Source organism: Staphylococcus sp. GDY8P47P (assembly GCF_016892225.1).
Lineage (GTDB): Bacteria > Bacillota > Bacilli > Staphylococcales > Staphylococcaceae > Staphylococcus > Staphylococcus borealis.
Genome location: NZ_JAFENV010000014.1, coordinates 175,556 through 201,419 on the forward strand (window position 1 = coordinate 175,556; position 25,864 = coordinate 201,419).

General features: G+C 33.0%; 24 protein-coding genes, 3 pseudogenes and 2 other annotated features (1 of these 29 only partly in view). Of the genes and pseudogenes, 5 read left to right on the forward strand and 22 right to left on the reverse strand.

What is annotated here, in order from left to right; genetic code table 11:
- Positions 1-45: a sequence feature (ribosomal protein L21 leader region), on the reverse strand (it extends 31 nt beyond the left edge of the window).
- Between the two features lie 46 nt (positions 46-91).
- From mreD to JVV30_RS05735, 4 genes are all read right to left on the reverse strand, one after another.
- A complete protein-coding gene (mreD, locus tag JVV30_RS05725; protein WP_070854915.1) occupies positions 92-601 on the reverse strand; it encodes a rod shape-determining protein MreD in 510 nt (169 codons plus the stop codon).
- On the reverse strand, positions 601-1,437 hold the full coding sequence (gene mreC / locus JVV30_RS05730; protein WP_204193643.1) for a rod shape-determining protein MreC: 837 nt from the start codon (positions 1,435-1,437) through the stop codon (positions 601-603). The genes mreD and mreC overlap by 1 nt, the downstream gene beginning before the upstream one ends.
- A 197-nt stretch (positions 1,438-1,634) precedes the next feature.
- Complete coding sequence (locus tag JVV30_RS13230) at positions 1,635-1,760, reverse strand: hypothetical protein (protein ID WP_107629785.1); 126 nt, start codon at positions 1,758-1,760, stop codon at positions 1,635-1,637.
- Between the two features lie 80 nt (positions 1,761-1,840).
- Positions 1,841-2,317, reverse strand: coding sequence for a DUF4930 family protein (locus JVV30_RS05735; protein WP_053029579.1), 477 nt, complete (start codon positions 2,315-2,317; stop codon positions 1,841-1,843).
- 168 nt (positions 2,318-2,485) lie between these two features.
- Between JVV30_RS05735 and JVV30_RS05740 the strand changes: the two genes are divergently transcribed.
- Positions 2,486-2,665: a hypothetical protein gene (locus tag JVV30_RS05740; protein ID WP_204193644.1), complete on the forward strand. Its 180-nt coding sequence runs from the start codon at positions 2,486-2,488 to the stop codon at positions 2,663-2,665.
- Positions 2,666-2,722: 57 nt separating this feature from the next.
- Here JVV30_RS05740 and JVV30_RS05745 read toward each other — a convergent pair whose 3' ends face one another.
- A complete protein-coding gene (locus tag JVV30_RS05745) occupies positions 2,723-3,004 on the reverse strand; it encodes a hypothetical protein (RefSeq protein WP_053029581.1) in 282 nt (93 codons plus the stop codon).
- Between the two features lie 78 nt (positions 3,005-3,082).
- Positions 3,083-3,226 (reverse strand): annotated as a pseudogene (locus JVV30_RS05750) (JAB domain-containing protein); the annotation flags it as partial.
- A 438-nt stretch (positions 3,227-3,664) separates the two neighbouring features.
- Between JVV30_RS05750 and JVV30_RS05755 the strand changes: the two are divergent.
- The 3 genes from JVV30_RS05755 to JVV30_RS05765 all read left to right on the forward strand — a co-directional run bounded on the left by JVV30_RS05755 (position 3,665) and on the right by JVV30_RS05765 (position 6,083).
- Positions 3,665-3,808, forward strand: coding sequence for a hypothetical protein (locus JVV30_RS05755; RefSeq protein WP_002360221.1), 144 nt, complete (start codon positions 3,665-3,667; stop codon positions 3,806-3,808).
- Between the two features lie 253 nt (positions 3,809-4,061).
- Positions 4,062-5,489: a chloramphenicol/florfenicol efflux MFS transporter FexA gene (fexA, locus tag JVV30_RS05760; RefSeq protein WP_113587801.1), complete on the forward strand. Its 1,428-nt coding sequence runs from the start codon at positions 4,062-4,064 to the stop codon at positions 5,487-5,489.
- Positions 5,490-5,666: 177 nt separating this feature from the next.
- Positions 5,667-6,083 (forward strand): NAD(P)H-dependent oxidoreductase, encoded by a 417-nt coding sequence (locus tag JVV30_RS05765; protein WP_031883923.1) that lies wholly within the window; start codon positions 5,667-5,669, stop codon positions 6,081-6,083.
- Between the two features lie 282 nt (positions 6,084-6,365).
- Here JVV30_RS05765 and JVV30_RS05770 read toward each other — a convergent pair whose 3' ends face one another.
- The 7 genes and pseudogenes from JVV30_RS05770 to JVV30_RS05800 form a co-directional block, all read right to left on the reverse strand.
- Positions 6,366-6,731, reverse strand: coding sequence for a DUF6262 family protein (locus JVV30_RS05770; protein ID WP_000619629.1), 366 nt, complete (start codon positions 6,729-6,731; stop codon positions 6,366-6,368).
- Between the two features lies 1 nt (position 6,732).
- Positions 6,733-8,646, reverse strand: a complete 1,914-nt coding sequence (locus JVV30_RS05775) for a tyrosine-type recombinase/integrase (protein WP_029658482.1) — start codon at positions 8,644-8,646, stop codon at positions 6,733-6,735.
- Positions 8,647-8,648: 2 nt separating this feature from the next.
- Positions 8,649-9,733, reverse strand: a pseudogene (locus tag JVV30_RS05780) (tyrosine-type recombinase/integrase).
- Positions 9,734-9,864: 131 nt separating this feature from the next.
- Positions 9,865-10,404: pseudogene (gene radC / locus JVV30_RS05785) on the reverse strand (RadC family protein); the annotation flags it as partial.
- A gap of 15 nt (positions 10,405-10,419) precedes the next feature.
- Positions 10,420-11,115 (reverse strand): prepilin peptidase, encoded by a 696-nt coding sequence (locus tag JVV30_RS13545; protein WP_083324753.1) that lies wholly within the window; start codon positions 11,113-11,115, stop codon positions 10,420-10,422.
- 192 nt (positions 11,116-11,307) lie between these two features.
- Complete coding sequence (locus tag JVV30_RS05795; RefSeq protein ID WP_053029583.1) at positions 11,308-12,570, reverse strand: bifunctional folylpolyglutamate synthase/dihydrofolate synthase; 1,263 nt, start codon at positions 12,568-12,570, stop codon at positions 11,308-11,310.
- Positions 12,571-12,581: 11 nt separating this feature from the next.
- Complete coding sequence (locus JVV30_RS05800) at positions 12,582-15,212, reverse strand: valine--tRNA ligase (RefSeq protein WP_204193646.1); 2,631 nt, start codon at positions 15,210-15,212, stop codon at positions 12,582-12,584.
- Between the two features lie 44 nt (positions 15,213-15,256).
- Positions 15,257-15,475 (reverse strand) — a binding site (T-box leader).
- Between the two features lie 56 nt (positions 15,476-15,531).
- On the opposite strand from JVV30_RS05800, the gene JVV30_RS05805 reads away from it, so the two are divergent.
- A complete protein-coding gene (locus JVV30_RS05805; protein WP_204193647.1) occupies positions 15,532-16,086 on the forward strand; it encodes a DNA-3-methyladenine glycosylase I in 555 nt (184 codons plus the stop codon).
- Positions 16,087-16,296: 210 nt separating this feature from the next.
- Here JVV30_RS05805 and JVV30_RS05810 read toward each other — a convergent pair whose 3' ends face one another.
- The 9 genes from JVV30_RS05810 to clpX form a co-directional block, all read right to left on the reverse strand.
- On the reverse strand, positions 16,297-17,373 hold the full coding sequence (locus JVV30_RS05810) for an AbrB family transcriptional regulator (RefSeq protein ID WP_204193649.1): 1,077 nt from the start codon (positions 17,371-17,373) through the stop codon (positions 16,297-16,299).
- 80 nt (positions 17,374-17,453) lie between these two features.
- Entirely contained in the window at positions 17,454-18,737 is a 1,284-nt protein-coding gene (hemL, locus tag JVV30_RS05815) for a glutamate-1-semialdehyde 2,1-aminomutase (protein WP_053029587.1), read from the reverse strand.
- A 24-nt stretch (positions 18,738-18,761) separates the two neighbouring features.
- Entirely contained in the window at positions 18,762-19,736 is a 975-nt protein-coding gene (hemB, locus tag JVV30_RS05820) for a porphobilinogen synthase (RefSeq protein WP_070854909.1), read from the reverse strand.
- A complete protein-coding gene (locus JVV30_RS05825) occupies positions 19,726-20,406 on the reverse strand; it encodes a uroporphyrinogen-III synthase (RefSeq protein WP_070854908.1) in 681 nt (226 codons plus the stop codon). The genes hemB and JVV30_RS05825 overlap by 11 nt, the downstream gene beginning before the upstream one ends.
- Positions 20,407-20,432: 26 nt before the next feature.
- Complete coding sequence (gene hemC, locus JVV30_RS05830; protein WP_070854907.1) at positions 20,433-21,365, reverse strand: hydroxymethylbilane synthase; 933 nt, start codon at positions 21,363-21,365, stop codon at positions 20,433-20,435.
- A 31-nt stretch (positions 21,366-21,396) separates the two neighbouring features.
- The gene (locus JVV30_RS05835) at positions 21,397-22,209 is read right to left on the reverse strand and encodes a cytochrome C assembly family protein (RefSeq protein WP_070854906.1); all 813 of its coding nucleotides are present in this window, start codon (positions 22,207-22,209) and stop codon (positions 21,397-21,399) included.
- Between the two features lie 21 nt (positions 22,210-22,230).
- The gene (gene hemA, locus JVV30_RS05840; RefSeq protein ID WP_204193652.1) at positions 22,231-23,577 is read right to left on the reverse strand and encodes a glutamyl-tRNA reductase; all 1,347 of its coding nucleotides are present in this window, start codon (positions 23,575-23,577) and stop codon (positions 22,231-22,233) included.
- Between the two features lie 170 nt (positions 23,578-23,747).
- The gene (gene yihA / locus JVV30_RS05845; protein WP_070854904.1) at positions 23,748-24,335 is read right to left on the reverse strand and encodes a ribosome biogenesis GTP-binding protein YihA/YsxC; all 588 of its coding nucleotides are present in this window, start codon (positions 24,333-24,335) and stop codon (positions 23,748-23,750) included.
- A 204-nt stretch (positions 24,336-24,539) separates the two neighbouring features.
- Positions 24,540-25,802: an ATP-dependent Clp protease ATP-binding subunit ClpX gene (gene clpX, locus JVV30_RS05850; RefSeq protein WP_204193654.1), complete on the reverse strand. Its 1,263-nt coding sequence runs from the start codon at positions 25,800-25,802 to the stop codon at positions 24,540-24,542.
- Positions 25,803-25,864 lie beyond the last annotated feature (62 nt).

Sequence of the window (25,864 nt, forward strand, 5' to 3'; positions counted from 1 at the left end):
CATCGAAATGTTCTTAAACCTATATTTGAGCGGTTGTATGTAGCTATAAAACTACTCAACTACTGCATCTTACCATTACTACATCTATGTGTCAATCTTGATTTTGTGTTTTTTTCATTAATTTCATAAATATAGGAAATAGAATCATTAACAATAAGATATTCATTATTACTGTTGGTATTAATCTCAATAAAATAAGATTAATGATATCAATATTTGCGAACCCAATCACACCATATATCATTGCTATATAAATCTCAAACACAATGATACTTGCAATACTTAATGCAAAAACCATAGTGTAATCTCGATAAAAAACGTTAAGGAATTTATCGAAAATAACCACGAGTGCTAAGTAACCAAACATATATAAACCATATACACTACCGGTATAAACATCCGTTACAATTCCAAATAATACTGCAAAGATTAATCCTATACCGAAGCCACGATAAATTGTTAACAACAAAATATATAATAACATTAAGTGTGGGATAAGATTAAACTCAAAATGACCAAAATGCATCGGTATCACAAGTCCAATGATGCTGTCGATGTAAAACAACACAACGCCAACAATTAAGTACCACAATACTCTCATCAATTGTCCCTGCTTTCATCCGTACCATTGTCAGGATCTTTTTTGGCAATATAAACGTGGCTAATATCTGATAAATTGGCACCCGTCTTAACGCTCACTTCTTTTGCTAATCCATACTCATCATTCTCAACTTTGGTAACTTCACCTATGTATAAATCACTTGGCAATTGATCGGCTAATCCGCTTGTAACAACTTTATCGCCTTTTGAAATCTTATCTTTATTATTAATATTTCCAATCACAAGTTCCTGATTCTTTTTATCGTAATGGTCGATTAAGCCAAACACATTTTTAGAATCATGTTGAATATTAACAGACAATTTACCTGTTCTTGTATTCGTTGATAATAAGTCTACTTGAGCTGAAAATTGGTTGACTTTCGTTACCCTTCCAACTAAGCCTTCAGCGGTCATAACAGCTATATTAGATTTAACACCATCTTTTTTACCTTTATCGATAATAACTGTATTCATCCACTGATCTGCATTTCTAGCGATTACTGCACCAGAAATAGGATCATATTTAGAAATGTCAGTCATATCTAATTCTTTTTTTAAATCTTTATTTTCCGCTTCTAGCTTTTCATTTTTAGCCTCTAGCTGTTTCACTTTATTATTATCAGTTGTTTTATTTGAGCTAAAAAGATTATTAATCGCTCCAGTAACAAAATTGACAGGATAACTCACGACTCTTTGTCCAAGAGAAACGGAATCCCCTACATATTGTTCAGGAGGTGATTGCGTCTGCGATCTTAATGACAAACCAATCAGTGCAATAAAAATAATAACCGCACAAAAAACAACAATTAATTTGTTATTTTTGAAAAACTTTTGCACTCATAACACCTCTATAAATTCTAATTTTAATCATCCTATATTATTTTATATTACTCGGAGTCTTAAATAAAGCACTAAGTTTATTCTATAGTATCATCTTAAAATAAAAAAGAGATTAGATAACTAGACTATTATGAAACGTGTTACATAGCCTATATTATCTAATCTTACTCATCAAACTCATTTTGAAATTAATTTTACTTTTTGTCTTTATCTTTTTTATCATCATCACTATAAAGTTTTTCATCTTTTCTCCATTTCGCGAAAAGATTTTGCGCTTTAGCTTGTTCATTTGCTTGTTTTTCTTTAGATTGTTCAGACATTCATCACACCAACCTTCGAAATTTAGTTTATAACATAACCATAACGCAGAAAATAAGCGAGTTCAATTATGAAAACTTAATTAATATGCATCAAAAGGTCTTAATTCAATATATTGACCGAGCGCATTTAAATCTTGTTCCATTTCTATTTCAGTTCGATATACTTTAATATGATCACTACCAAATTTATAAATAATGAATTCATCATCACGTTGACCTGCTAAATAATTGTCATTATATCCCATTCTACCTAGACCAGAAACCGCCATAAACTCTTTTTTATCCAAATATTTAAATACATTTCTAGTTTGACTTGCTGGTATATTTTGTAAAATATCATTATCTTGGATTTCATAATGCTTACCATTAGCCGGAATATTTTGTGGACGATTCAAATTATTTGGTGCGTTACTGACTTGCTCATTATTAATAGGATGATTAATTGGATTCCAATCTTGATCTCTTAAAAATGGTGCGTATTTTAATGCAAAATATATAATACAAATAATAGCTATGACTGCAATGATATTTTTAATAATACTAAGTAAAAATCGCATTAAATACCCTCCAATAGTATTCCATATTATTATAAATGACCGTTGTCACAACATCATCAGTCTTAAGCATGAAAATGGTATGCACTAAAGTATGATACCAAATTAATCAAGAATGTTTTATAATATAACTATATTATTGTTTATGGATATTCATGAGGAGTGTTGATAATGAGTATTGTGAGTATCATTTTAATTGCATTACTTGTGATATTGCTATTTAGGGTTGGTTTTGCAATTCTTAGATTTGTAATATCTGTAGCCTTAATACTATTAGGATTATATTTAGGATATCAAGGTATACTTTGGATTATGGAAAATTTCCAAGTATTATCCGCCTATATTCAATAAATTGGAAACTAGCCATGCATTATCACTTATCATAATTGATATTGCAATGGCTAGTTTTTATTTACGAAATGTATGTCTTAGATAGTTAAATAATTTATAAATGCTAGATAGTAATATCCCCCATATAGCCCCTGTAATTAACGAAGCTAAAATTAATGTAGCAATATTTATATCTTGGCCACTAATCAACACGCCTAGCACGGTAAATATCGCAATGCCTATCATAGAAAGAACAACTGTAACAAGCATTTCTTTAAGTCCAATGGTGTATTCTTTAATTGTAAGTCTTAATACATATATAACTGGTATCAAAATCCCAATGATTAAAAATAATGTCATAAAGCACCTCTATAAAATTTTTCAAACACAATTATACAAGATGATTAATCATTAAAACAAATCATTCTTTAAATTGACTTATTCAAAATAACCTTCTTCCACTAAACTTGCATATTTCTGATCTCCAATAATAATATGATCAAGGACTTGAATCCCTAATAATTCACCGCAATCTTTTAATCTTATAGTAGTTGCTATATCTTCTTTAGAAGGTGTGATGTCTTATCAAGAGTAAATTACTAAAAATCCATTAACATCAATGTTTTTACTTTAAGAACATATATTTAACGTGTTAAATCAAATGAAAAAATACAATGTCATTATTAGATGACAATTGATTACGGTCAGAAGAATGTACCACAAATAAAAAAACTAATTCCTTTTTATTTTATCGAGGAATTAAGCTTTTGACCTGCAACAATCACGCCCAATTTCGGAATATCTATAATATGATTTCGATCTTAAATTATCTACTTTAACTGACGCTACCTGCTCGTTAAAGAAGACCTATTTAAAAAAGTTTATACTGCACCTGCCTTTATTATGTAAGTAAAAGTAGTAAAGCTTTAAATTGGTTTTCAAAAAAGTAGGGTTGATTATTTCTTTTTCATCAATTATTATTGTGTTATTATCACAATATGAGAAAGGAGGCAAAAAGTAATGGGAATTGATTTCATTAATGTCGAGTTTAGAAAGCATGTAAAAGTTTCAGGGGATTTAGGTACAACGGGATCAGTATGTCCTTTTTCACAAAAACAAAAAATGGAAACACTACCGGAAAACTTTTTGCCTCCTTTTATATAATGGGCAAAAATTTATGAATCTATTGCATTTGTAAAAATGCATACGAATGATTAGGCACCGGTTGTTAAACTGGTGCCTTTTTTTTGTTTGATCAGTTCAGTTAGTTTGGAGAACCGAATCTTTAATCATGCTGTAGAAATATGGTGAGTTCGTTGATTTGGTTTTACAATATAAATAGATATGAGGTGAGGTTTATGGTGAAAGCAGTGGATTTAGCCTCCTAAAATCACAATATATTTTAGGAGGAAATAAAATGAAAAAGGATAGTAAATCTAAAGAAATGATTCAATCTGAAAAAAGGGGTTCTACTAGGCTTTTAATGATGGTACTCTCCCTATCTGTACTTGTAGGTGCAATTACGGCTGATTTAGTCAATCCCGTACTTCCACTAATAAGCAAAGATTTAGAAGCTTCGAAATCTCAAGTGAGTTGGATAGTTAGTGGTATTGCACTTGTTCTTGCGATTGGAGTTCCGATTTATGGTCGAATCTCAGACTTTTTTGAGTTACGAAAGCTATATATCTTTACCATTATGATTCTGGCAAGTGGTAGTCTTTTATGTGCAATTGCCCCGAACCTCCCATTGTTGGTTTTGGGAAGAATGGTTCAGGGTGCTGGGATGTCCGCAATTCCAGTTCTATCAGTCATTGCAATTTCGAAGGTTTTCCCACAAGGAAAACGTGGGGGAGCTTTGGGAATTATCGCAGGAAGTATTGGTGTTGGAACTGCTGCTGGTCCAATATTTGGTGGAGTAGTTGGTCAATATTTAGGGTGGAATGCCTTGTTTTGGTTCACATTTTTGTTAGCCATTATGATTGTTATTGGTGCCTACTACGCGTTACCGACAATTAAACCGGCAGAATCCGTAGGAAGCAATAAGAACTTTGATTTCATTGGTGGTTTATTCCTCGGCCTCACAGTAGGATTACTCCTTTTTGGCATCACTCAAGGAGAAACTTCTGGTTTTTCTTCGTTCTCATCGTTAACTAGCCTAATTGGTTCTGTTGTAGCTTTGGTGGGATTTATTTGGAGAATTGTTACCGCAGAAAATCCATTTGTACCACCTGTCCTGTTCAATAACAAGGATTATGTCAATACGGTCATAATTGCATTTTTTTCGATGTTTGCTTATTACGCTGTTCTTGTGTTCGTCCCATTACTAGTCGTTGAGGTGAATGGACTCTCTTCTGGACAGGCTGGAATGATATTGTTGCCAGGTGGTGTGGCTGTTGCAATCTTATCTCCCTTCGTTGGCCGTCTTTCTGATCGATTTGGGGATAAACGTCTGATAATTACTGGGATGACTCTGATGGGGCTGTCTACCTTATTCTTGTCCACCTATGCATCTGGTGCTTCACCTCTGTTAGTTTCCGTGGGGGTCCTCGGAGTAGGGATTGCTTTTGCATTCACGAATTCTCCCGCAAATAACGCCGCAGTAAGTGCACTCGATGCAGACAAGGTTGGTGTCGGAATGGGGATTTTCCAAGGTGCTTTGTACCTTGGAGCAGGAACTGGAGCAGGTATGATTGGAGCATTATTATCCGCTCGACGTGATGCTACTGAGCCGATAAATCCATTATATATATTGGACGCTATGTCCTACTCAGATGCGTTCCTTGCAGCTACAGGGGCAATACTCATTGCCTTAATAGCTGGATTAGGTTTAAAAAAGCGTGGGTAATAACTTAGTTATGTAAAGATTAGTTATTGTTTAGTTCATCTTCTATAGTTTAAGCTGTAAATAAATAGCTTAGGAATCACGCAAATTTGAATTTCTTAGAATAGAATACTTTTAAGTAACTCAACTTTCGTACACTGTTTTATTGGTGCGAAAGTTGAGTATGTTAAGGATGAAACAATGAAAACATTGGTGATCGTTTCTCACCCAGATATGCCAAATTCTCGAATCAATAAAGTTTGGGTAGAAAAAGCAGCGTCTTATTCAAACGAAATTACCATTCATGATCTTTATAGAGAGTATCCTGATTTTATTATGAATGTAAAAAGAGAGCAGGAATTAGTTGAAAATCATGATAATATTATTTTTCAATTTCCATTATATTGGTATAGTTCTCCTTCATTATTAAAAAAATGGATCGATGAAGTGATTATATATGGATGGGCTTACGGATCAAAGGGTAAAAGAATATTTTATAATCGAAAATTAGGATTAGCTATATCAGCTGGCGTAAAAAAAGGTGAATTTACAAGTATGGGTAAAAACAAGCATACATTAACCCAGATGTTAACACCATTCAAATCTTTATGTGCATAGATTCATGCTGAATATGTACCAGAGTTTGTACTTTACGGTGCTAATTCGGATATGAAGGGCGAAGAGATACAGAAAAGTGCTAATGAGTATTTGCAATATATTAAAAAGTATTATTTAAGAGCATAAAACACTTCTGCGATCATGCCAACAATACTAGAAGAAAGCCCATTTCCCCTTAACACATTTAGGGAAATGGGCTATTGAAGTTATTGAAGGTTTTAGCGATTTCATTTTAGGTAGCCAATTCAAAGTGCCCAATAAATTCCAAGAAACACAAATCTGCTAAAACAGCTTGCCATGTAATTTTTGAACTTGATCCTTTAACCGTTCATTCTCTTCTTCTAACGCCTTTATACGGCTTTTTAAGGTTTTTATTAATACGTCCTCTGAACGAGGGCTTTTACTAGGTTTACGGGGGGTTAACTCACTTATCTGCATCCCTCTTAATGTCTCCACTCTAGTTCTAATATCTTTTTGTTTGTAAAGCCATGACTTTGAAACATTTGCTTTTTGTGCAACGGAATTAAAATTAATCTTCTCTTCTTTCAATGCCATCTCTGAAATTGTCTTTTCAACCCTAATTCTTGTTTTCTCCGACTTGTCTTTAGCTAGCTGAACTATGGCAGTTGTGTTACCTTTTCTAATCATTTTAATTCGTCTCCTTTAACGAATGAATAATCTGTTCTAATCTATTTTTAACACGTTCATTGGTTTCAACCTGACGCTGCCATTGGTTTTGTTTAGCCCTATTTAGTATTTCTTTAGTTCGCTCTAAGTGCTCTTCATGTTCAGTAAGAAATTGTTTACTTGTACAGAAATTCGTACAATCTAAACATGCATTTGCGTGAGGACATGGTCCTGCAATTACTGGTAACCGACAATAGCCATTAGGAAGTGCCTGTGCATTGATATTCTTTTTAAACCATTGAAGATCTGTATTGTCAGCTTCAGTATTTTCCTCACTTAAATCCAGAATGCTACCGTTATTCGTTACTAAGGTTTCCTTAAATTTCGTAAATTCCTTCTTTAGGGTTTCATCAAAAATATGTGCATATCTTGCCGTCATTTCCGGTGATTCGTGACCCAAGAACTTCTGGACAATATGTTGTGGCACTCCGTTATTTATCATTCTAGTGCCAACTGTATGCCGAAAGGCATGAGCATGAAAACGAAAAATTTCTCCGTTGCTGTCCGTTATCTTTTCTTCATAAGCTAGTTCATTTAATTTAACCCTAAAGGTATCTTGTTTCAATGGTGAGCAATCTTTTCGGGGAAACACATATACACATCCATCATCGAGTTCATCAGCCACCCTTTGCTCTTGAACTAATATCAATGCAGCAATTTCTTTAGAAATAGGAATGATATGCTCTTTCTTCATTTTCCACTGATAATACTTTAAAAAGCAATCCCCTTCTTTATCGGTTATGACGCTCCCTTTTTTCAATGTACAAAGTTCACTGATACGCATCCCGCATTCTTGAAGTACCATAACCATTGTAGCAATATAAGGTTCCAATTTATCTAATTTCCCATTTAATTGTTCAAGTATATGTTCATCAATATAACGTGGTAGTGCCTTCGGCACTTTAGGGTAATCTTCTTGAAAGATAAGGATCTTAGAAGGTGTATCCTTCCAGTCATATCTTTGAATTGTAGTAAAAAAAACGTCTAAAGTAGATATTCGTCCAGTTACAGTACTGGGTTTTAAACCTTTTAAATTAATATAATTAAAATATTGCTCAATTTCATTTCTAGTTAATTGATGAATCCTTTGTATACCTTCACAATTTTTGTTCATGAAATTAAAAAATTCTTTTAATTTTGAAGCTATATCTACTACGTGAGAAAAGCTAGCTGTGTTTAACATTAGTTTACAATATCGCTTAACTATTTCTTTAAAATAATTATTCTTAAAACCCTTAAAGTTGATCGTATATTCGTAGGATGTTGGGTTTACCTTATCTTCCGGTAATGATAATTTTCTTCGATTCCAAACATCTTTTTCCCATTCTTCCCCATCAAAATAGAAGTCCTCATAGAATTCCATAAACTGCTTAAGATGAGTAACGTAATAGGAATTCGCATGTACAGTAACTTTCTGCTGATTTACATCAAGTTTGTAATTAGTAGTCGTAGTTTTTACTTTTTGTTCTGTTAAGTAGGTCCGGTATTCTGTCAAAGCTTTTTTTATAGGCACTTCGGTTATCGATGTAATATTAGGATATTTTAAATTTAAAAATCCCATCATCCGGCTTATCACTGTTCCCTTTCTAATCCAAACGGATTTTGCATTCCAAGCTCCATTATTCAAGTGAAGGTAATAAAAATATTTTAATTCTGTTTTCAACCAGACATTTTCCACCTTATCGAAATTTACCCAACGATTTCTTAGTGACGGATTCTTACTTAACTCAATTGCACTAGGATGCGGACAAATTCTTATATCCCATCTATCTGCTGCCCAATAACCTTTTAAAACACTTGTCATATTAGCTATTTTTTTATTAATCTCTGTACTAGCGATAAGCTTTCGATTAGTTGCTACACTTGGAAATTTCATTGTCATGTTTCTCTCCCTTGAAGATACTTTTTATATTCATTCTTCATATCTTGATCAGAAAGATGAACATACGTATCAAGTGTTGTTTGTACATGGGCATGCCCTAATCTTTTTTGTACATATGCAGCATCCCATCCACTTCTAATAAGCTCTGTGGCATGCGTATGACGTAATATATGGGCAGTGAAAGTAATCCCTGTCCGTTTTCCTAGTCTTCTTATTAAGTCTAATACACTTTGATATTTTAGAGGGTGGCCAAAATAAGAATCTTTAAGATTAATAAATATATAATCATGATCTAAATCTTCCCCATATTCATGTACTAAGTAATCGGTATATAATGCCATTAATTCCTTACTTACATCAATAGTTCTTTTTTTTTAAGTTTAATATAAGCTCCATTTTCATTATGATCTCTTGGCCTGATGTTAATCTGGTTATCCCATGTTGAAATATCTTCAATACGAAGGGATAATGCTTCTCCTATCCGAAGTCCCCCTTCATACATAAGCATAATAAGTAACTTATCTCTTTTGGTATGACATGCCTCAATTATTGCTTTGACTTGTCCATGTTCTAATACTTGTACAAGTTTCTTTTTGACCCTAAGCTTTAAAATATTTTTTTTATAGGATCTACCTTTAGAAATATGGTGAAGAAACCCCTTAAAGTTTCTTCCTCTTGCTTCTTTAGACATATCTATAGCTTTAAAATTTTCTGTGCGATTTAAATACTCTAAGAAACTAGTTACAGCGTTAAGTATGGAATTAACTGATGTTTCCTCTCTTTTAGCCTTCTTTGGTTGTATATCTATTACCTTTAAATGCCCTGCTGGATTTCTTAACCATCCTACAAAGTTTGCTAAATCCTCAAATTGTAAATCTCCTAATTCGATTCTACTTTGGCTCATAAATTCATAAAACAGCTTGAGATGATAACAATATGTTTTAATGGTATTTGGAGCTTTGCCCGTATTATCCAAGTACTTTATAAATCGCTTAACCGGTTCTATCACTTCAAATTCTTTATCTAGCAGTATGTATAACGGATATGATTTTTCCTCCACAATTACTTTCTGAACCTTCATCTTTCCACCACCTTTAAATACTTTAACTACTATTAATAATACCCTTATATATTTAATAGTTAAAGCACTGTAATTAAAAAATCCTAAACTTCGAGTACTTAGAGTACTCTAGTTTAGGATACTATGTTTAAGACATCGCCAGAAGGATGGTTATGTAATACGATAATGGCATTACTAGATGCTCTAATAGCTGCTTTAAAGACTTCTCGTGGATGAATAACGGATGCATTCAATGTTCCTTTATAAATTGTTTCTTCTTTAATCACAATATTTTTAGAATTTAATAAGAGTACAACAAAATGTTCTTGAGTCAAATCTTTCATCTTTGACATCATAATATCTGCAACGTCACTTGGAGAAGTTATTTTAATCTTTTCACTGAGGTCTCTAGCATACATTCTCTCACCAAGTTCAAAAGCAGCTTTAAGAATGACTGCTTTATATAATCCTATTCCTTTAATTTTTGTAAAGTCATTTATTGATAAATGTTTGAGCGCTTTTAAACCATCAAAACGTATGATTAATTCATTGGCAATATCTATACTTGAAAATCCTTGCCTTCCTGTATTAATAAGAATTGCAAACAACTCACTATTAGATAAGCTTTTCTCTCCATTATGTATGAGTCGCTCTCTAGGTAATTCAGACTTTGCCATACTTTTAATTCTCAATAATTATCAACCTTTCTATAAATACATTAGTGTGGAATGGTATAAACAGCTTGCAAATATAAATCCAATAAACATAAATGGTACAAATGGAATATACGTTTGCTGTTTCGTGATGAATAAAACTGAAGATACGATAATAGCAATAAAAAGCGTAAAGAGTAAAAATATTACGTAAAAATGATAAGGGAAAAAGCAGGATAAAATGGTTAAAAGTAGTATATCACCGTAGCCTATATGTTTAGGGGATAAAAAATAAAATGCATGTAATATGAAGAAAAAAATAATAAATGTGGAAAAATAAAATATTGAGTGTGCCGTACACACTATCGCGAAGAGAATTAACATAAATACATTAATGGATAATGTTTCTATATCATAAAGTGCCATGGTCAGTAAAAATAAATACGTGGTAATGAAAAGAGGTAAATGCACTTGGACGTCGAAATAAATAATTATCGGAATCAGTATAAACGATAAACATTCTCCTATAATATAATGACGTTTTAACTTATTGTGACAACAAGCGGTGTTCCCTCTTAAAATAAAAAAGCTAAGTATAGGTATTAGAACAAACCATTGTAATTTCGAGTCACAATAATCACATTTAGAACGCATTGTTAGATAATTGAATTTTAATTGCGTCATATTTGTCAGTTGATATAAAAAACTAAATAGAACACTGCAAACAAAAGACGTTAATAGCACTAGCATCACCTATAATAAGTATAACGCTTCCCCTATAAAAGTAAATAAGTTGTGTGATTTATATTATAAATAATATATAGTATTTAAAAAACAGAGAAAAATTGAAGCGGTTTTTCAAATTATCGTTATAACTAAAATTCCCAAGTCAACTAGGTATTTTTAGTCACCTAGACAACTTGGGAATAAACTACTATAAATTTAAAACTCAGTATTACTTTTTACTTCACTTATAAAATACAAACTACCGGTAATTAATAGCCCGTCACCATCGTAATTCTTTATGAACGACACATAGTCATCGATGAATTCAATATTTTCTAGATTTACTTGTTCGGACAATTCCTCTTTAGTTAGTGCTTTAGGAAAATCAAATTCAGTGAAATATAAGTGATTTGATATTTCTTCAAGTTTATTAAGCATACCGTGAACCGGTTTACCTTTTATGGCTGAGAATAGAATATCCATTTTTTCATTGTCATAATAATTTTTGATAGTATCAATTAGCGCTTCAATACTTTCATTATTATGCGCACCATCGATAATCATTAATGGATTCTCTTTGACTTGTTCAATGCGACCAGTCCATGTAACACTCTCAATTGCATCAATCATCTTATTAAAATCCAAAGTGATAACATCTTGCTCGTAAAGTTCTATCAGTGCAGTAATGGCAAGAGATGCATTTTCTTTTTGATGTTCTCCAAGCATATTTAGAATAATTGTTTCGAGCTCATAATCTTTATATCGGTAAGTAAATTCATCATCTTGTGATACCACAACGATTTCACGATCAAGTTCAATAGGTTTTGCTTCAGTACTCTCTGCAAGATCACGGATATATTTAAGTGCTTCCTCATTCTTAACAGCATAAATGACAGGTGTATTCGGCTTGATAATTGCACCTTTATCTTTTGCAATATCTAAATATGTGTTACCTAATATATCTGTATGATCTAATCCTATACTTGTAAGTACTGAGAGAATTGGATTAAACACATTAGTGGAATCATTTTTTATACCTAATCCCGCTTCAACAACAACGAAATCAACTGGATGGATTTGACCAAAGTAAACGAACATCATCGTTGTGATGATTTCAAATTCAGTAGCGCCACCTAATTCTGTTTCTTGTTCTAAAGCTTCACTAATTGGTTTAACTATTTCAACTAATTCAACAATTTCATCATTTGTAATTGGAAGTCCATTTAAACTGATTCTTTCGTTGAACGTTTCAATAAATGGAGAAGTGAACGTTCCTACTTCATAACCATTTTCAACTAAAGCGGCTCTTATATAAGCGACAGTTGAGCCTTTACCATTTGTACCACCAACATGTATGCCTCTGATATTTAATTGAGGATTATTCAAACGATCTAGCATCCATTCCATACGTTTTACACCGGGTTTGATACCAAATTTAGTTCTCTCATGTATCCAATACAAACTCTCTAGGTAATTCATTGGCGATTCTCCTATGCTTTTAATTGTTCAATTCTGTTTTTCACACCATCATATTTTTCTTGATAACGTTGCTGTTTTTCTTTTTCTTCGTTGATGATTTTTTCAGGCGCTTTATTAACAAAATTTTCATTAGATAATTTTTTATCAACACGATCTAGTTCTTTTTGTAATTTATCTAATTCTTTTTCTAAGCGTGCAATTTCTTTATCCATATCGATTAAACCTTCTAAAGGCAATACAACTTTACCAGCAACTACTACTGCAGTCATCGCTTTTTCTGGTATATCAATATGTGTATCTATCGTTAATTCACTTGGATTACAGAATTTATGAATATAATCTGCATTTTCAATAAGTGTTGCTTTAATATTTTCATCTTTGGCTTGAATGAAAATAGGAATAGCTTTTGAAAGTGGTGTATTCACTTCAACACGTGATTGTCTTACAGATTTGATGATTTCAACTAATTGTTGCATCGTTTGTTTACTATCTTCAAAGATATATTCTTCTTTAACAGTTGGCCATGATGCTTTTACAATAGTTTCTCCTTCATGCGGAAGACTTTGCCATATCTTCTCAGTGACAAATGGCATGAATGGATGTAACATTCTCATCGTTTGATCAAGTGTGTAACTTAAAACAGAACGTGTTGTTTGTTTTTGTACCTCATCATCACCATTCATTGGGATTTTACTCATTTCAATGTACCAATCACAGAATTCATCCCAAATGAAGTTATATAATGCTCGACCAACTTCACCAAATTCATATTTCTCGCTTAAGTTTGTAACTGTTTCTATTGTTTCGTTTAAGCGAGTTAGTATCCATTTATCTGCAAGTGATAAATTACCACTTAAGTCGATATCTTCGAATTTAAATTCTTCTCCAATATTCATTAAACTGAAACGTGCACCGTTCCAAATTTTATTAATGAAATTCCAAACGGATTCTACTTTTTCAGTAGAGTAACGTAAATCATGACCAGGTGATGATCCTGTTGCTAGGAAATATCTGAGACTGTCTGCCCCATATTCTTCAATAACATCCATAGGGTCTACACCATTACCTAAAGACTTACTCATTTTTCGGCCGTCTTCAGCTCGAACTAATCCATGAAGTAAAACATCATTGAATGGTCTTCTATCTGTAAATTCCAGACCTTGGAATATCATTCTCGCAACCCAGAAAAAGATAATGTCATAACCCGTTACTAACGCATTCGTAGGATAGTAGCGTTTGTAATCGTCGGCATCGATGTTTGGCCAACCTAAAGTTGAGAACGGCCATAACGCACTTGAGAACCAAGTATCTAATACATCTTCATCTTGTTCCCAATTATCAATGTTTTTAGGTGCTTCTTCTCCAACATAAATATCTCCTGTTTCTTTATGATACCATGCAGGAATTTGGTGTCCCCACCATAATTGTCTAGAAATCGTCCAGTCTCTAATTTCTTCCATCCAGCGATTGAAAGTATTCTCAAAACGTGGTGGATAAAAATCAATGCGATCATCCGTTTTTTGATTATCAAGTGAACGTTGTGCTAGTGGTTTCATTTTTACAAACCATTGCGTAGATAAGTACGGCTCAACAATAGCACCAGAACGTTCAGAATGCCCAACAGAGTGAACGTGCTCTTCAATTTTAATAACTAAATCTTGCGCTTTTAAGTCTTCAACTAACTGTTTACGGCATTCGAAGCGATCTAAACCAGCATATTTACCAGCTTTATCGTTCATTTTACCATTTTCATCCATGACTATAATATTTTCTAAATCATGTCGTTGCCCAATTTCAAAGTCATTTGGATCGTGTGCAGGTGTAACTTTCATTGCCCCACTACCAAAATCAATATCAACATATTCATCAGCTAATATTGGTAATTCACGACCAACAATAGGTAATATAACTGTCTTTCCAATTACATCTTTATAGCGGTCATCATTTGGATTTACTACTATAGCAGTATCTCCTAACATTGTTTCAGGTCTTGTTGTTGCGATTTCAATATACCCTTCACCATCAGCATAAGGATATTTAAAATGATAAAAATGACCTTGAACATCTTCATGAATGACTTCAATATCTGATAGCGCAGTTCGAGCTTCGGGATCCCAGTTAATAATACGTTCTCCACGATAGATGATACCTTTATTGTATAAGTCAACAAAGACTTTTCTCACTGCTTTACTTAATCCGTCATCCAAAGTAAATCGTTCTCGACTATAATCAAGTCCTAATCCTAATTTAGCCCATTGTTGGCGAATAAATGATGCGTATTTCTCTTTCCATGACCATGCATGTTCTAAGAACTTTTCACGTCCAATATCATGACGAGAAATGCCTTGTTCTTTTAATTTAGCATCTACCTTAGCTTGAGTAGCAATACCAGCATGGTCCATACCAGGTAAATATAAAGTGTCATAACCTTGCATACGTTTCATTCGCGTAATGATATCTTGTAACGTTGTATCCCATGCATGTCCAAGATGTAATTTACCTGTTACATTGGGTGGTGGAATTACAATTGTGTATGTTTCTTTTGATTTGTCTTCTGAGGGTTTGAAATAACCATTCTTTACCCATTCTTCATAACGCCCAGCCTCAACTTCGCGTGGATTATACTTAGGTTCCATGTTCATCGATTAAAAACCTCCTAATAATTAAAAAAACATCCTCCTAAATAACATAGGACGGATGTTCCGTGGTACCACCTAAATTCAAGCATATATCCATATACTTGCACTTAATTTGATTAACGCTCAAACACGCTTTTATCTACTTATTAATTGTTCAATAAAAGTTCTAGTGGGCTACCTTCAGATTGAATGTTATACATATTTACACCGACCATATGCTCTCTGTGCTATCATTCAAACTTACTCTTCCCAATAATATATTTCATTACTTAATTATAGTATAATGGAAATCGTGATAAGTCAATCTCTTGGAGGTATATTTATGAATGAATGTGCATTTAGCACAACAGACCCGACTTACTTAGATTATCATGACAATGTCTGGGGACAACCTATATATGATAGTAAAGCCTTATTTAAACTAATGGCTTTAGAATCTCAACATGCTGGGCTATCATGGCTCACTATATTAAAAAAGAAGCACTCATATGAAGAAGCATTTTACAACTTCGAACCAAGCAAAATTGCACAAATGACACCAAGTGATATTGATGCATTAATGGAATTTCCAAATATTGTTCATAATCGTAAAAAGTTAGAAGCCATTGTGTCACAAGCCAAGGGCTATTTCGAAATAGAAAAAGACTATGGTAGCTTTAGCCACTTTCTATGGTCTTATGTAAATCACAAACCAATTGATTTAAACTACACAAATGCTTCGGAAAGATTAACCGTAGATGATCGTGCTAAGCAATTGTCTAAATACTTAAAAAAATATGGCTTTAAGTTTCTTGGTCCAGTAACTGTATTTTCATTTTTAGAAGCGGCTGGGTTATATGACGCTCATTTAAAAGGATGCCCATCTAAACCTTCATAAAATTAATATGGGGCGGAACAGAAATAAAATATATTTGTTGTCCCGCCCCAGCTTGCTTAGCTTGTAGCTTTTTATGATGACATTCACTTAGCTAGGACCCGGCTAGCAAAGATAACTAGGTTTGTTAAACGTTTGATTTAAGCATCTTCTTAGTTCAATCGGCTACTGTAAATTTACCAAGTAATATTATCTAACTATTTTGCTCCAACCTCATCTTTTTTTCAGAAATTTCGATATACCACCACGTAAGAAAAAGCCAATGATAGGTGCTACTACAAATAAAATAAAAAAGATTCTAAATATATGGAAACTAGAAATCATTGCCACATCTGCCCCAGTTGCCATTGCGACTAGAACAATTTGACTCATACCTCCCGGCGCCCCACCTAAAAATAATTCATTAATATTATTATTTGTAAACAGATGCACAACGTATACCATGATAAATGATCCAATGATTAAAAAGACATTTTGATAAATTATAGCTACGGCAATACGACCTTTTAAATCTGAGAATAAATTGGCAATCTGTAGTCCGATTCTAATCATATAGATCACTTGTGCAGAAGCAAGGATATAGTTATCCAGTGTAAATATGTGTTGTGTCGTCAAATTCCAAATAACCAAAACTAATATAGGCGCTAATAATTGTTTATTAGGAAAATTAATTTTCGCCATAAAACTATAAACAATGGCAATACAACACACGAGTAATATAACTTGCGATAAGTTAAGTACTTCTGTTAATGGTGGTGATTTCAGAGGCGTTACGCCATTATCACCATGGCTACTAAAGAAATATGAAATCATTGGTACTAATATCACTACAAAAATGACTCGAGACGTTTGCGTTAAACTCACCACGAGTATATTTGCATTTTTATTTTCCTCAGCCATGATCAACATTTGACTTAATGCACCGGGTATAACACTTAATATCGCCGTTTCAGTGTTAACATTTGCTATTTTCTTAAAAAAGAATGCTATCAGTAGCGATAAAATGATAAGTAATAGTGTAACAATAATAATTGTCAGCCAATCATCATTGATATCATGAAGCACTTCAGTCGTGAATGTCGATCCAATTTGAACACCTAATAAAATAAGACCAATCTGACTGAACCAAAAAGGCCATTTAACCTCTAATTTAAATACCTTAATGACAATTATTGATGCAATAATAGGACCAAACATATATGGTAAAAGAATGTGTGCAACATGCAGTATTAAGCTTATTACAATTGCTGTCACTAAAAGAATAAAGTTATTGATCCATATTTTTTTCATTATGCATCCACTTCTTTCATTAAAAATGAGGTTAAGACATCATCGAGTTGAAAGTCCTAACCTCATTCTATTTCATAACATTATACAATACGACTTAGAGCAGTATCAAATGCTTGGATGGTTTTTTCAATGTCTTCTTTACTATGTGCTGTAGATAAGAAAGTACCTTCAAATTGAGATGGTGGTAAGAATACCCCTTCTTTTGCCATTTCACGATACATTTGACTAAATCGTTCTAAATCACTTTTATTTGCTTCTTCAAAATTAGTGACAGGTCCTTCATTTAGGAAGTATCCAATCATAGAACCAGCTCTATTTATAGTGATTGGGACGTTATGTTTACTAAAGACTTTTTTAAGTCCCTCTTCTAACATATCACCTAATTCTTGGAAATATTCATATGACTCAGGTGTTAATTGACTTAGTGTTTCATAACCACTTGTCATCGCTAACGGGTTACCTGAAAGTGTTCCTGCTTGATAAATATTACCTACTGGCGCAATTTTATCCATTATTTCTTTTTTACCACCAAAAGCACCTACTGGTAGTCCGCCACCGATAACTTTACCTAAGCAAGTAAGATCTGGCGTAATACCAAAGTAACCTTGTGCACAATTGTATCCTACTCGGAAACCTGTCATAACCTCATCAAAAATAAGAAGTGCACCATAATCATTTGTAATATCACGTAATCCTTGTAAAAATCCATCTTTAGGTGGAACAACCCCCATATTACCTGCAACAGGCTCTACAATAATACCAGCTATATCATCCCCGTAATTCTCAAATGCAACTTTAATTGCATCAAGATCATTATAAGGAACGGTGATTGTATTTTTAGCAGTGCCTTCAGGTACACCAGGTGAATCAGGTAAGCCAAGTGTTGCAACACCAGAACCCGCTTTAATTAATAATGAATCACTATGGCCGTGATAACATCCTTCAAATTTAACGATCTTATTACGTCCTGTATAACCACGAGCCAATCGTAAAGCTGCTAATGTTGCTTCAGTTCCAGACGAAACCATACGTACCTTTTCAATTGATGGCACGCGTTCGATAACTAATTCAGCAAGTTTATTTTCCTCTAATGTAGATGCACCAAAACTTGTGCCTCTATCTACAGCTTCATGAAGTTTTTTAATGACTTGTTCATTCTTATGTCCTAAAATTAATGGCCCCCAACTTAATACATAATCAATATATTCATTGCCATCAATATCATAAATTCTTGATCCTTTAGCATGATCCATAAAAATTGCTGGTGTATCTACAGATTTAAATGCTCTTACAGGGCTATTAACACCACCTGGCATTAGATTTTCAGCAACTTGCATAGCCTCTATCGATTTCTCGTAACCCATATCAAAGTCCTCCTACTAGTTATTTTATTTATCTAAATAACGACAAATGTCTTTAGCAAAGTAAGTAATAATCATATCTGCGCCAGCGCGTTTCATAGAAACCATTTGTTCCATAACAACACGTTCTTCATCAATCCAACCATTTTGAGCTGCAGCTTTCGTCATCGCATATTCACCACTAACGTTATAAGCGATAACAGGAATATTTGTATTATTTTTAACATCTCTAACAATATCTAAGTAACTTAACGCAGGTTTTACGATCATCATATCTGCGCCTTCTTTTAAGTCACTTTCAAGTTCACGGAATGCTTCTAAACGATTTGCGGGATCCATTTGATATGTTTTTCTATCTCCAAATGACGGTGCCGAGTCTGCCGCATCTCTGAATGGTCCAAAGAAGCTTGATGCGTATTTAATGCCATAACTCATAATTGGAACATTATAATAACCTGCGTCATCCAAGCCTTTTCGAATTTCAGCGACAAAACCGTCCATCATATTACTTGGTGCAATAATATCAGCACCTGCTTCAACTTGTGAAAGAGCCGTTCTAACAAGCAATGGTAAGGATTTATCATTATCTACATCATGCGTATGCTCATCGATCACACCACAATGACCGTGGTCTGTATATTCACATAAACATGTATCTGCAACGATTAATAAATCTTGATGCAATGCTTTGGCTTTTCTAGTCGCTTCTTGAATAATGCCATTATGATCATATGCACCTGAACCTACATCATCTTTAGCATTCGGTACACCAAAGAACATAATCGCTCTTATACCTAAGTCATATGCCTCATTAATTTCATCATCTAACAAATTTAAACTGATTTGATAAACGCCAGGAAGTGATTTTATTTCACTTTTTACATCATCTTTTTCAACTACAAATATTGGGTAAATTAAATCTTCTTTTCTAACATGATTTTCTCTAACTAAATTACGCATTGATTCTGATGAACGTAATCGTCTATGTCTATCAAATTTCATTATTATACCAACTTTCAATAATTTTATTTATAAGCGATTCTGAAGTTTGTTTATCTGCTACCAATGATTTTAAACCATGTTGATGTAATGTGTTCGCAGTTTGCTTTCCTATTGCAAAATAGTTATTAAACTGTTTCGGCACATTATGCTTTACATATGCGTTTACAGCAGAAGAACTTGAAAACGTTATAGCATCAATCTTATGACTTTCGACTTGTTGAATCACTTCACTAATATGTCTATTATTCGCAATAGGTTCATATAAATCGATTTTGGTCACACTATTAGTTAGTGCTAACGTTTGATGAAGTTTAGGTCGCGCCATAGCACTACTTGGTATTAAAATAGATTGATTTTCTTGTTTAAACTGTTCTAACAACCCTTCTTGAGAGTAATCATCAGGAACAAAGTCCACATTAATATTTAACGTTTCACATAGCTCTGCTGTTTTCTTGCCAATAACTGCTACATAGTTAACATCTACTTGATTTAAATATTGATAAAATAATCGAACCGCATTTTTAGAGGAAAAAATAATCCAGTCATAATTATGATGCAAAACTTGAGTGTCAAATTCAAGTGATTGAATTTCAATAAATGGCTTATGCACTATTTCAACTAAATCACTACTAAATTCACTCGATTGCGTCATAACTACAACTGGTTTCATAATTCATTGCACCTCTAAAATTTGGTTTAATGCGATTGTTCTTCGTTTAATTTTTTTATGATGTCATAAGCGCCTTGCTCTTTTAATACACGACTGACTTTTTCACCTAAATCAATTGGATTGCTACCAACTTCTGTATGTTCATATCTTTCTGAGCCATCTGGCGTCATAATGAGCCCAGTAAATTCAATTTCCCCATTTTCTTTGTTTGTGGCATAACCACCAATAGGTACTTGGCAACTTCCATCCATAGCCGAAAGGAATGTTCTTTCAGCAGTAACACAGTCTGCTACTGATTGATTATGGACTTTCTGCAATAATTCTAATAACTCGGTATCATCACTACGACATTCAATACCTAATGCACCTTGGCCGATAGCTGGTAATAAAACATCTTTATCTAAATACGTTGTAACGATGTCATCTGACCAACCCATGCGTCTCAATCCAGCAGCAGCTAAAATAATGGCATCATAATCTTCAGTTTCAAGTTTATGAAGGCGCGTGTCAATATTACCTCTTATCCATTTTATTTCTAAATTGGGATATTTAGATAAAATTTGAGCACCACGTCTTAACGAACTTGTTCCAATTATACTACCGTCTGGTAATTCATGTAATGGAACATGATTTTTTGAAATATAAGCATCAAACGGTACTTCCCTATCTGGTATACAACCTAAGGTTAAACCTTCAGGTATGATGCTCGGCACATCTTTAAGTGAGTGAATCGCCATGTCGATATCTTTATCAAAAAGTTCTTGCTGAATCTCTTTGACGAATAGCCCTTTACCACCAACTTTAGATAGTTGTTTGTTTACAATGCGATCACCTTTTGTGACAATCTCTTTAATTTCAATTTCTAGAGTTGGATCCATTTCTTTTAACTTATCGATAAATTGTTGGCTCTGTGTTAAAGCAAGTTTACTTCTACGTGAGCCTACAACTAATTTGCGCATACTTGTTGCCTCCTAATGACATTTAAAAAATTTAAGTGAAATGCGTTGTAAAAAATAAATTAACCATACATAAGCAAAATAACACAATGTTAAAGTAGATTAAATAAATTGTTTTAAACCAGTGATTGATACGACTTATTAAATAAATAGCGTAGAAAATGGTAATAATTGACGATAATACCACTTTAGGGTCAGCAAAGATACTATGACCTATGGCATACACGCCCCACTGAGCACCTAGGATAACACTTAAAATCAAGATGATGAATCCAGCTAAAGATGAGTAGAACACAACGGTTTCAAGTGTAGCTACGCTACCAATCCTAAAATACTTTTGATCAAAATTCTTCTCTCTCAAATTTCGGTACTGAATAATATACAGCAACGAATTAACAAAAGCTAAAGCAAAAAATGCATAACTTAATACTGCTAATCCAATGTGCACTAACAATAATTCATTAATAACTGCAACCCGTTGCACGTTTGTTGAATAATGTTCAGGTTGAAACGTATTCATCATTAATAAGATAAATCCTATTACATTAAGAAAGAACACAGAAAAACTTAATACTTTAACAACATTTAAAATCAATGCAATACATATGATTATCCACGATAAAAAGAAAAATACATCAAATAACGAACTTAAAGGAATTCTATTATGTGAAGTGATATAAACAGACAAAGAGATTGTTTGTAATATCCAAACAATCCCTAATGTATAAATTCCCAATTGTCTAATTTTGTGACTCTTTTTAACGAAGTCAATAAAATAACAGAGAATACTAATTAAATATATAATTAATATTATTTCATGAAATCTAATAAACAGGGTCTCTTGCATATTATCACCATATAAATATGCTTATTCAAAACTAAAGATATGACGGATAGACATTTCTTTTTCTTTTTGTACTTTACGCGCTTTAATATGTTCGTAAGGATCTTCAGCATCAATATCAAATATGTTTTGAAATAGCTCTAATTTTTCATTACTTCTCTTATCATTACTCAATTCTTTGGCCTGTTTTATTGGATCTTTCAACATTTGATTGATAATACTTTTAGTGTGTTTCGAAATTATTGTACGTTCTCTATCTGTAAGATTAGGAAGCTTTCTGTCGATACTATCCATCGTTTCTGATTGGATTGTCATTGATTTTTCACGTAACGCTCTAATAACAGGTACAACACCTAACATATTCACCCAATCGTTATGTGCTTGTACTTCATCAGGAATTTGACTAGCTATAAAATCTGCAGCCATTTGACGTTCTCGTAAGTTTGCATCAACTAAACCTTTAAGGTCATCCACATCATAACTGAATATATTCTCACTAATGTTAACATCTGGTTCAATATCTCTAGGAACTGCAATATCAATTAACAGTAATGATGAAGCTTTTCTTTGAAGATTGACTTCTTCTATCATAGATTTTGTAACAATAAAATCTGGTGAACTTGTTGAACTGATAACAATATCCGCATCAGTCAATAGAGTTGGTAATGACTCAAGTGTATTATAATTCGCGCCGTGCTTGTTTGCTAATTTATACGCATTAGTTTCAGTTCGATTTACAACAGTAATATCATCAATACCTGAACCTAACAAATTTAAAAGTGATAACTCACTCATTTCCCCTGCACCTATGATGATAGCTTGTTTACCTTTTAGTTTACCAAATACCTTTTTAGCTAATTCAACCGCAGCATATGAAACGCTAACAGCATTATCTGCTATATCAGTTTCATTATGCGCTTTTTTAGCAAATGTAATAGCCTGCTTAAATAAATGATTGAACATTGTACCAGTTGTTTGAAGATCTTGAGCTAAAAAGAATGCGTCTCTCATTTGTCCAAGAATTTGTGTTTCACCCAGTACAATAGAATCTAAGCCAGAAGTGACACGCAGTAAATGTTCAACTGCTTCGTCCCCCACTTTAACTTCTGACATTTGTTTTATATCATCTACTTCAAATCCAAATGAACGCGCTAAAAATCTTTGTATATAATAACGACCTGTATGGATTTGATCAACTATGGCATATACTTCAGTACGATTACATGTAGATAGAATAACGTTCTCTAAAATAGATTTAGTTTCGAACAAATCTTCATGGGCTAATCGTAAGGCATCATCTCTAAAAGCGACTTGCTCTCTAAGTGCTACATCGGCAGTGCGATGATTTATACTTAAAGCAATAAAATGCATTTATAACGCCCTCCAAATACTAACAATACTGTTAGTATAACACATAATTTAACGATTTTAAGTTGATTGCTCAAACAAATTAGAAAGATTCTAATTTAAAGTCAAAATTTTGACACTTTAAACATAAAACAATCTAAACAAAAGTTTCAACTTTGTTTAGATTGTAATGATTATAAATAATTAGCAATTAAATCCCATATTTGTTGTTGTTTAGTATTTTGAATTGATGAGTAACTAATGATCGTGTCATCAGTATCTAAATCTAATTTTTCTTTGATATTTTTGATGTGCTTTTGAACTTTGCCTTTAGCAATCTTGTCCTCTTTAGTACAGATGACTAAAGTAGGAATATCAAAATGTTTTAAATAATTATACATTAAAACATCATCTTCCGTAGGATTGTGGCGTAAGTCAACTAATTGAATAACTAACTTTAAACTTTCTCTTTTAGTTAGATACTCTTCTATCATTTTACCAAATTTCTCACGTTGAGATTTACTTACTTTTGCATATCCATATCCAGGTACATCAACAAATATTAATTGATCATCAATATTAAAGAAATTTAATGTTTGTGTTTTCCCTGGTTGTTGTGACGTACGTGCCATATTCTTTCTACCTATCATACTATTTATAAATGAGGATTTACCGACATTTGAACGTCCGCTTAACGCTACTTCAGATAAACCTGAATCTGGATACTGTGCTTCTTGAACTGCACTAATAATTAAATCAATATTATTAGGATTAATATTCATAGATTATCCTCTCTTTTAGAATTAATTTTAACTGTTTCATTATAATATATATTGTGATATTTCTAAACAAACAATTACTCAAATTAAAAAGAGTGGAACGGAATTCAAATTGAATTCGAGGTCCCACTCCAATTTATAATTGTCTTCAATTTCTTTAACACTGGTGACTGTGAATGATTAAAGCATATTAAGCAATATATTTAATTAAGCAGATGTTTTACTATCATTCAATAAGTTGCCTTCAGCGTCATATAGTTCTGGTTCAACTTCATCATTAATTGTTTTATCTGTAATTACGACTTTAGTTACATCTTCTGATGATGGCACATCATACATGATATCAATTAATGCTTCTTCAATAATAGAACGTAAGCCACGAGCACCTGTTTTACGTTCAATTGCTTTTTCACTTACAGCAGCTAATGCTTCTTCTGTAAATTCTAACTCGACATTATCAAGTTCTAACATTTTAGTATATTGTTTTACTAAAGCGTTCTTAGGTTGCGTTAAAATATTTTTAAGCGCCTCTACATCTAATGTTTCCAAGTTAGCAACAATTGGCACACGTCCGATAAACTCAGGAATTAAACCATATGATTGTAAATCTTCTGGACGAATTTGTTCTAAAAATGCTTCTTCATCATATTTATCCGCCTCATTACTTGCAAATCCAATTACTTTTTCACCTAAGCGACGTTTAATAACTTCATCGATGCCATCAAACGCACCACCTAAAATGAATAAGATATTCGTTGTATCAATTTGGATTAATTCTTGGTTTGGATGTTTACGTCCGCCCTGTGGTGGCACGCTAGCAGTCGTGCCTTCAAGAATTTTAAGTAAAGCTTGTTGAACACCTTCACCAGATACATCACGTGTAATAGACGTATTTTCAGATTTTCGAGCAATCTTATCAATCTCATCAACATAGATAATACCTTTTTCAGCTTTATCAATATCAAAGTCGGCTGCTTGAATTAATCGTAATAGAATATTCTCTACGTCATCACCAACGTAGCCAGCTTCTGTTAAACTTGTAGCATCTGCAATTGCAAATGGAACGTTTAACGTTTTGGCTAATGTTTGTGCGAGTAAAGTTTTACCGCTACCAGTTGGTCCTATTAACGCAATGTTACTTTTTTGTAACTCGACTTCGTCTTCATTAGGTCCTAATTGTTGAATACGTTTGTAGTGATTATATACAGCTACTGCTAAAGATTTTTTAGCTTTTTCTTGACCAATAACATATTCATTTAAATGATCCATAATTTCTTTCGGTGTAGGCAGTTCAGTAAATTCTTCAGAAGTCGTTTGAGCCAACTCTTCTTCCACAATTTCTGAACATAATTCGATACACTCATTACAGATATATACGCCACTTCCTGCGACTAATTTCTTAACTTGGTCTTGGTCCTTACCACAGAAAGAACATTTTAAATTTTCTTCATCTTCATTGAATTTAAACATTCATTTACACCTCTATTCTCAAACGACTATACTAGATAGCATTCTACAATGCAAATTCATGG

Bases quoted from the DNA above. Each gene is read 5' to 3' on its own strand.
- mreD (WP_070854915.1), bottom strand. From the start codon at position 601: ATGAGAGTATTGTGGTACTTAATTGTTGGCGTTGTGTTGTTTTACATC.
- JVV30_RS13230 (WP_107629785.1), bottom strand. From the start codon at position 1,760: ATGTCTGAACAATCTAAAGAAAAACAAGCAAATGAACAAGCTAAAGCG.
- JVV30_RS05735 (WP_053029579.1), bottom strand. From the start codon at position 2,317: ATGCGATTTTTACTTAGTATTATTAAAAATATCATTGCAGTCATAGCT.
- JVV30_RS05740 (WP_204193644.1), top strand. From the start codon at position 2,486: ATGAGTATTGTGAGTATCATTTTAATTGCATTACTTGTGATATTGCTA.
- JVV30_RS05745 (WP_053029581.1), bottom strand. From the start codon at position 3,004: ATGACATTATTTTTAATCATTGGGATTTTGATACCAGTTATATATGTA.
- JVV30_RS05755 (WP_002360221.1), top strand. From the start codon at position 3,665: ATGGGAATTGATTTCATTAATGTCGAGTTTAGAAAGCATGTAAAAGTT.
- fexA (WP_113587801.1), top strand. From the start codon at position 4,062: ATGAAAAAGGATAGTAAATCTAAAGAAATGATTCAATCTGAAAAAAGG.
- JVV30_RS05765 (WP_031883923.1), top strand. From the start codon at position 5,667: ATGAAAACATTGGTGATCGTTTCTCACCCAGATATGCCAAATTCTCGA.
- JVV30_RS05770 (WP_000619629.1), bottom strand. From the start codon at position 6,731: ATGATTAGAAAAGGTAACACAACTGCCATAGTTCAGCTAGCTAAAGAC.
- JVV30_RS05775 (WP_029658482.1), bottom strand. From the start codon at position 8,646: ATGAAATTTCCAAGTGTAGCAACTAATCGAAAGCTTATCGCTAGTACA.
- JVV30_RS13545 (WP_083324753.1), bottom strand. From the start codon at position 11,115: ATGCTAGTGCTATTAACGTCTTTTGTTTGCAGTGTTCTATTTAGTTTT.
- JVV30_RS05795 (WP_053029583.1), bottom strand. From the start codon at position 12,570: ATGAATTACCTAGAGAGTTTGTATTGGATACATGAGAGAACTAAATTT.
- JVV30_RS05800 (WP_204193646.1), bottom strand. From the start codon at position 15,212: ATGAACATGGAACCTAAGTATAATCCACGCGAAGTTGAGGCTGGGCGT.
- JVV30_RS05805 (WP_204193647.1), top strand. From the start codon at position 15,532: ATGAATGAATGTGCATTTAGCACAACAGACCCGACTTACTTAGATTAT.
- JVV30_RS05810 (WP_204193649.1), bottom strand. From the start codon at position 17,373: ATGAAAAAAATATGGATCAATAACTTTATTCTTTTAGTGACAGCAATT.
- hemL (WP_053029587.1), bottom strand. From the start codon at position 18,737: ATGGGTTACGAGAAATCGATAGAGGCTATGCAAGTTGCTGAAAATCTA.
- hemB (WP_070854909.1), bottom strand. From the start codon at position 19,736: ATGAAATTTGATAGACATAGACGATTACGTTCATCAGAATCAATGCGT.
- JVV30_RS05825 (WP_070854908.1), bottom strand. From the start codon at position 20,406: ATGAAACCAGTTGTAGTTATGACGCAATCGAGTGAATTTAGTAGTGAT.
- hemC (WP_070854907.1), bottom strand. From the start codon at position 21,365: ATGCGCAAATTAGTTGTAGGCTCACGTAGAAGTAAACTTGCTTTAACA.
- JVV30_RS05835 (WP_070854906.1), bottom strand. From the start codon at position 22,209: ATGCAAGAGACCCTGTTTATTAGATTTCATGAAATAATATTAATTATA.
- hemA (WP_204193652.1), bottom strand. From the start codon at position 23,577: ATGCATTTTATTGCTTTAAGTATAAATCATCGCACTGCCGATGTAGCA.
- yihA (WP_070854904.1), bottom strand. From the start codon at position 24,335: ATGAATATTAATCCTAATAATATTGATTTAATTATTAGTGCAGTTCAA.
- clpX (WP_204193654.1), bottom strand. From the start codon at position 25,802: ATGTTTAAATTCAATGAAGATGAAGAAAATTTAAAATGTTCTTTCTGT.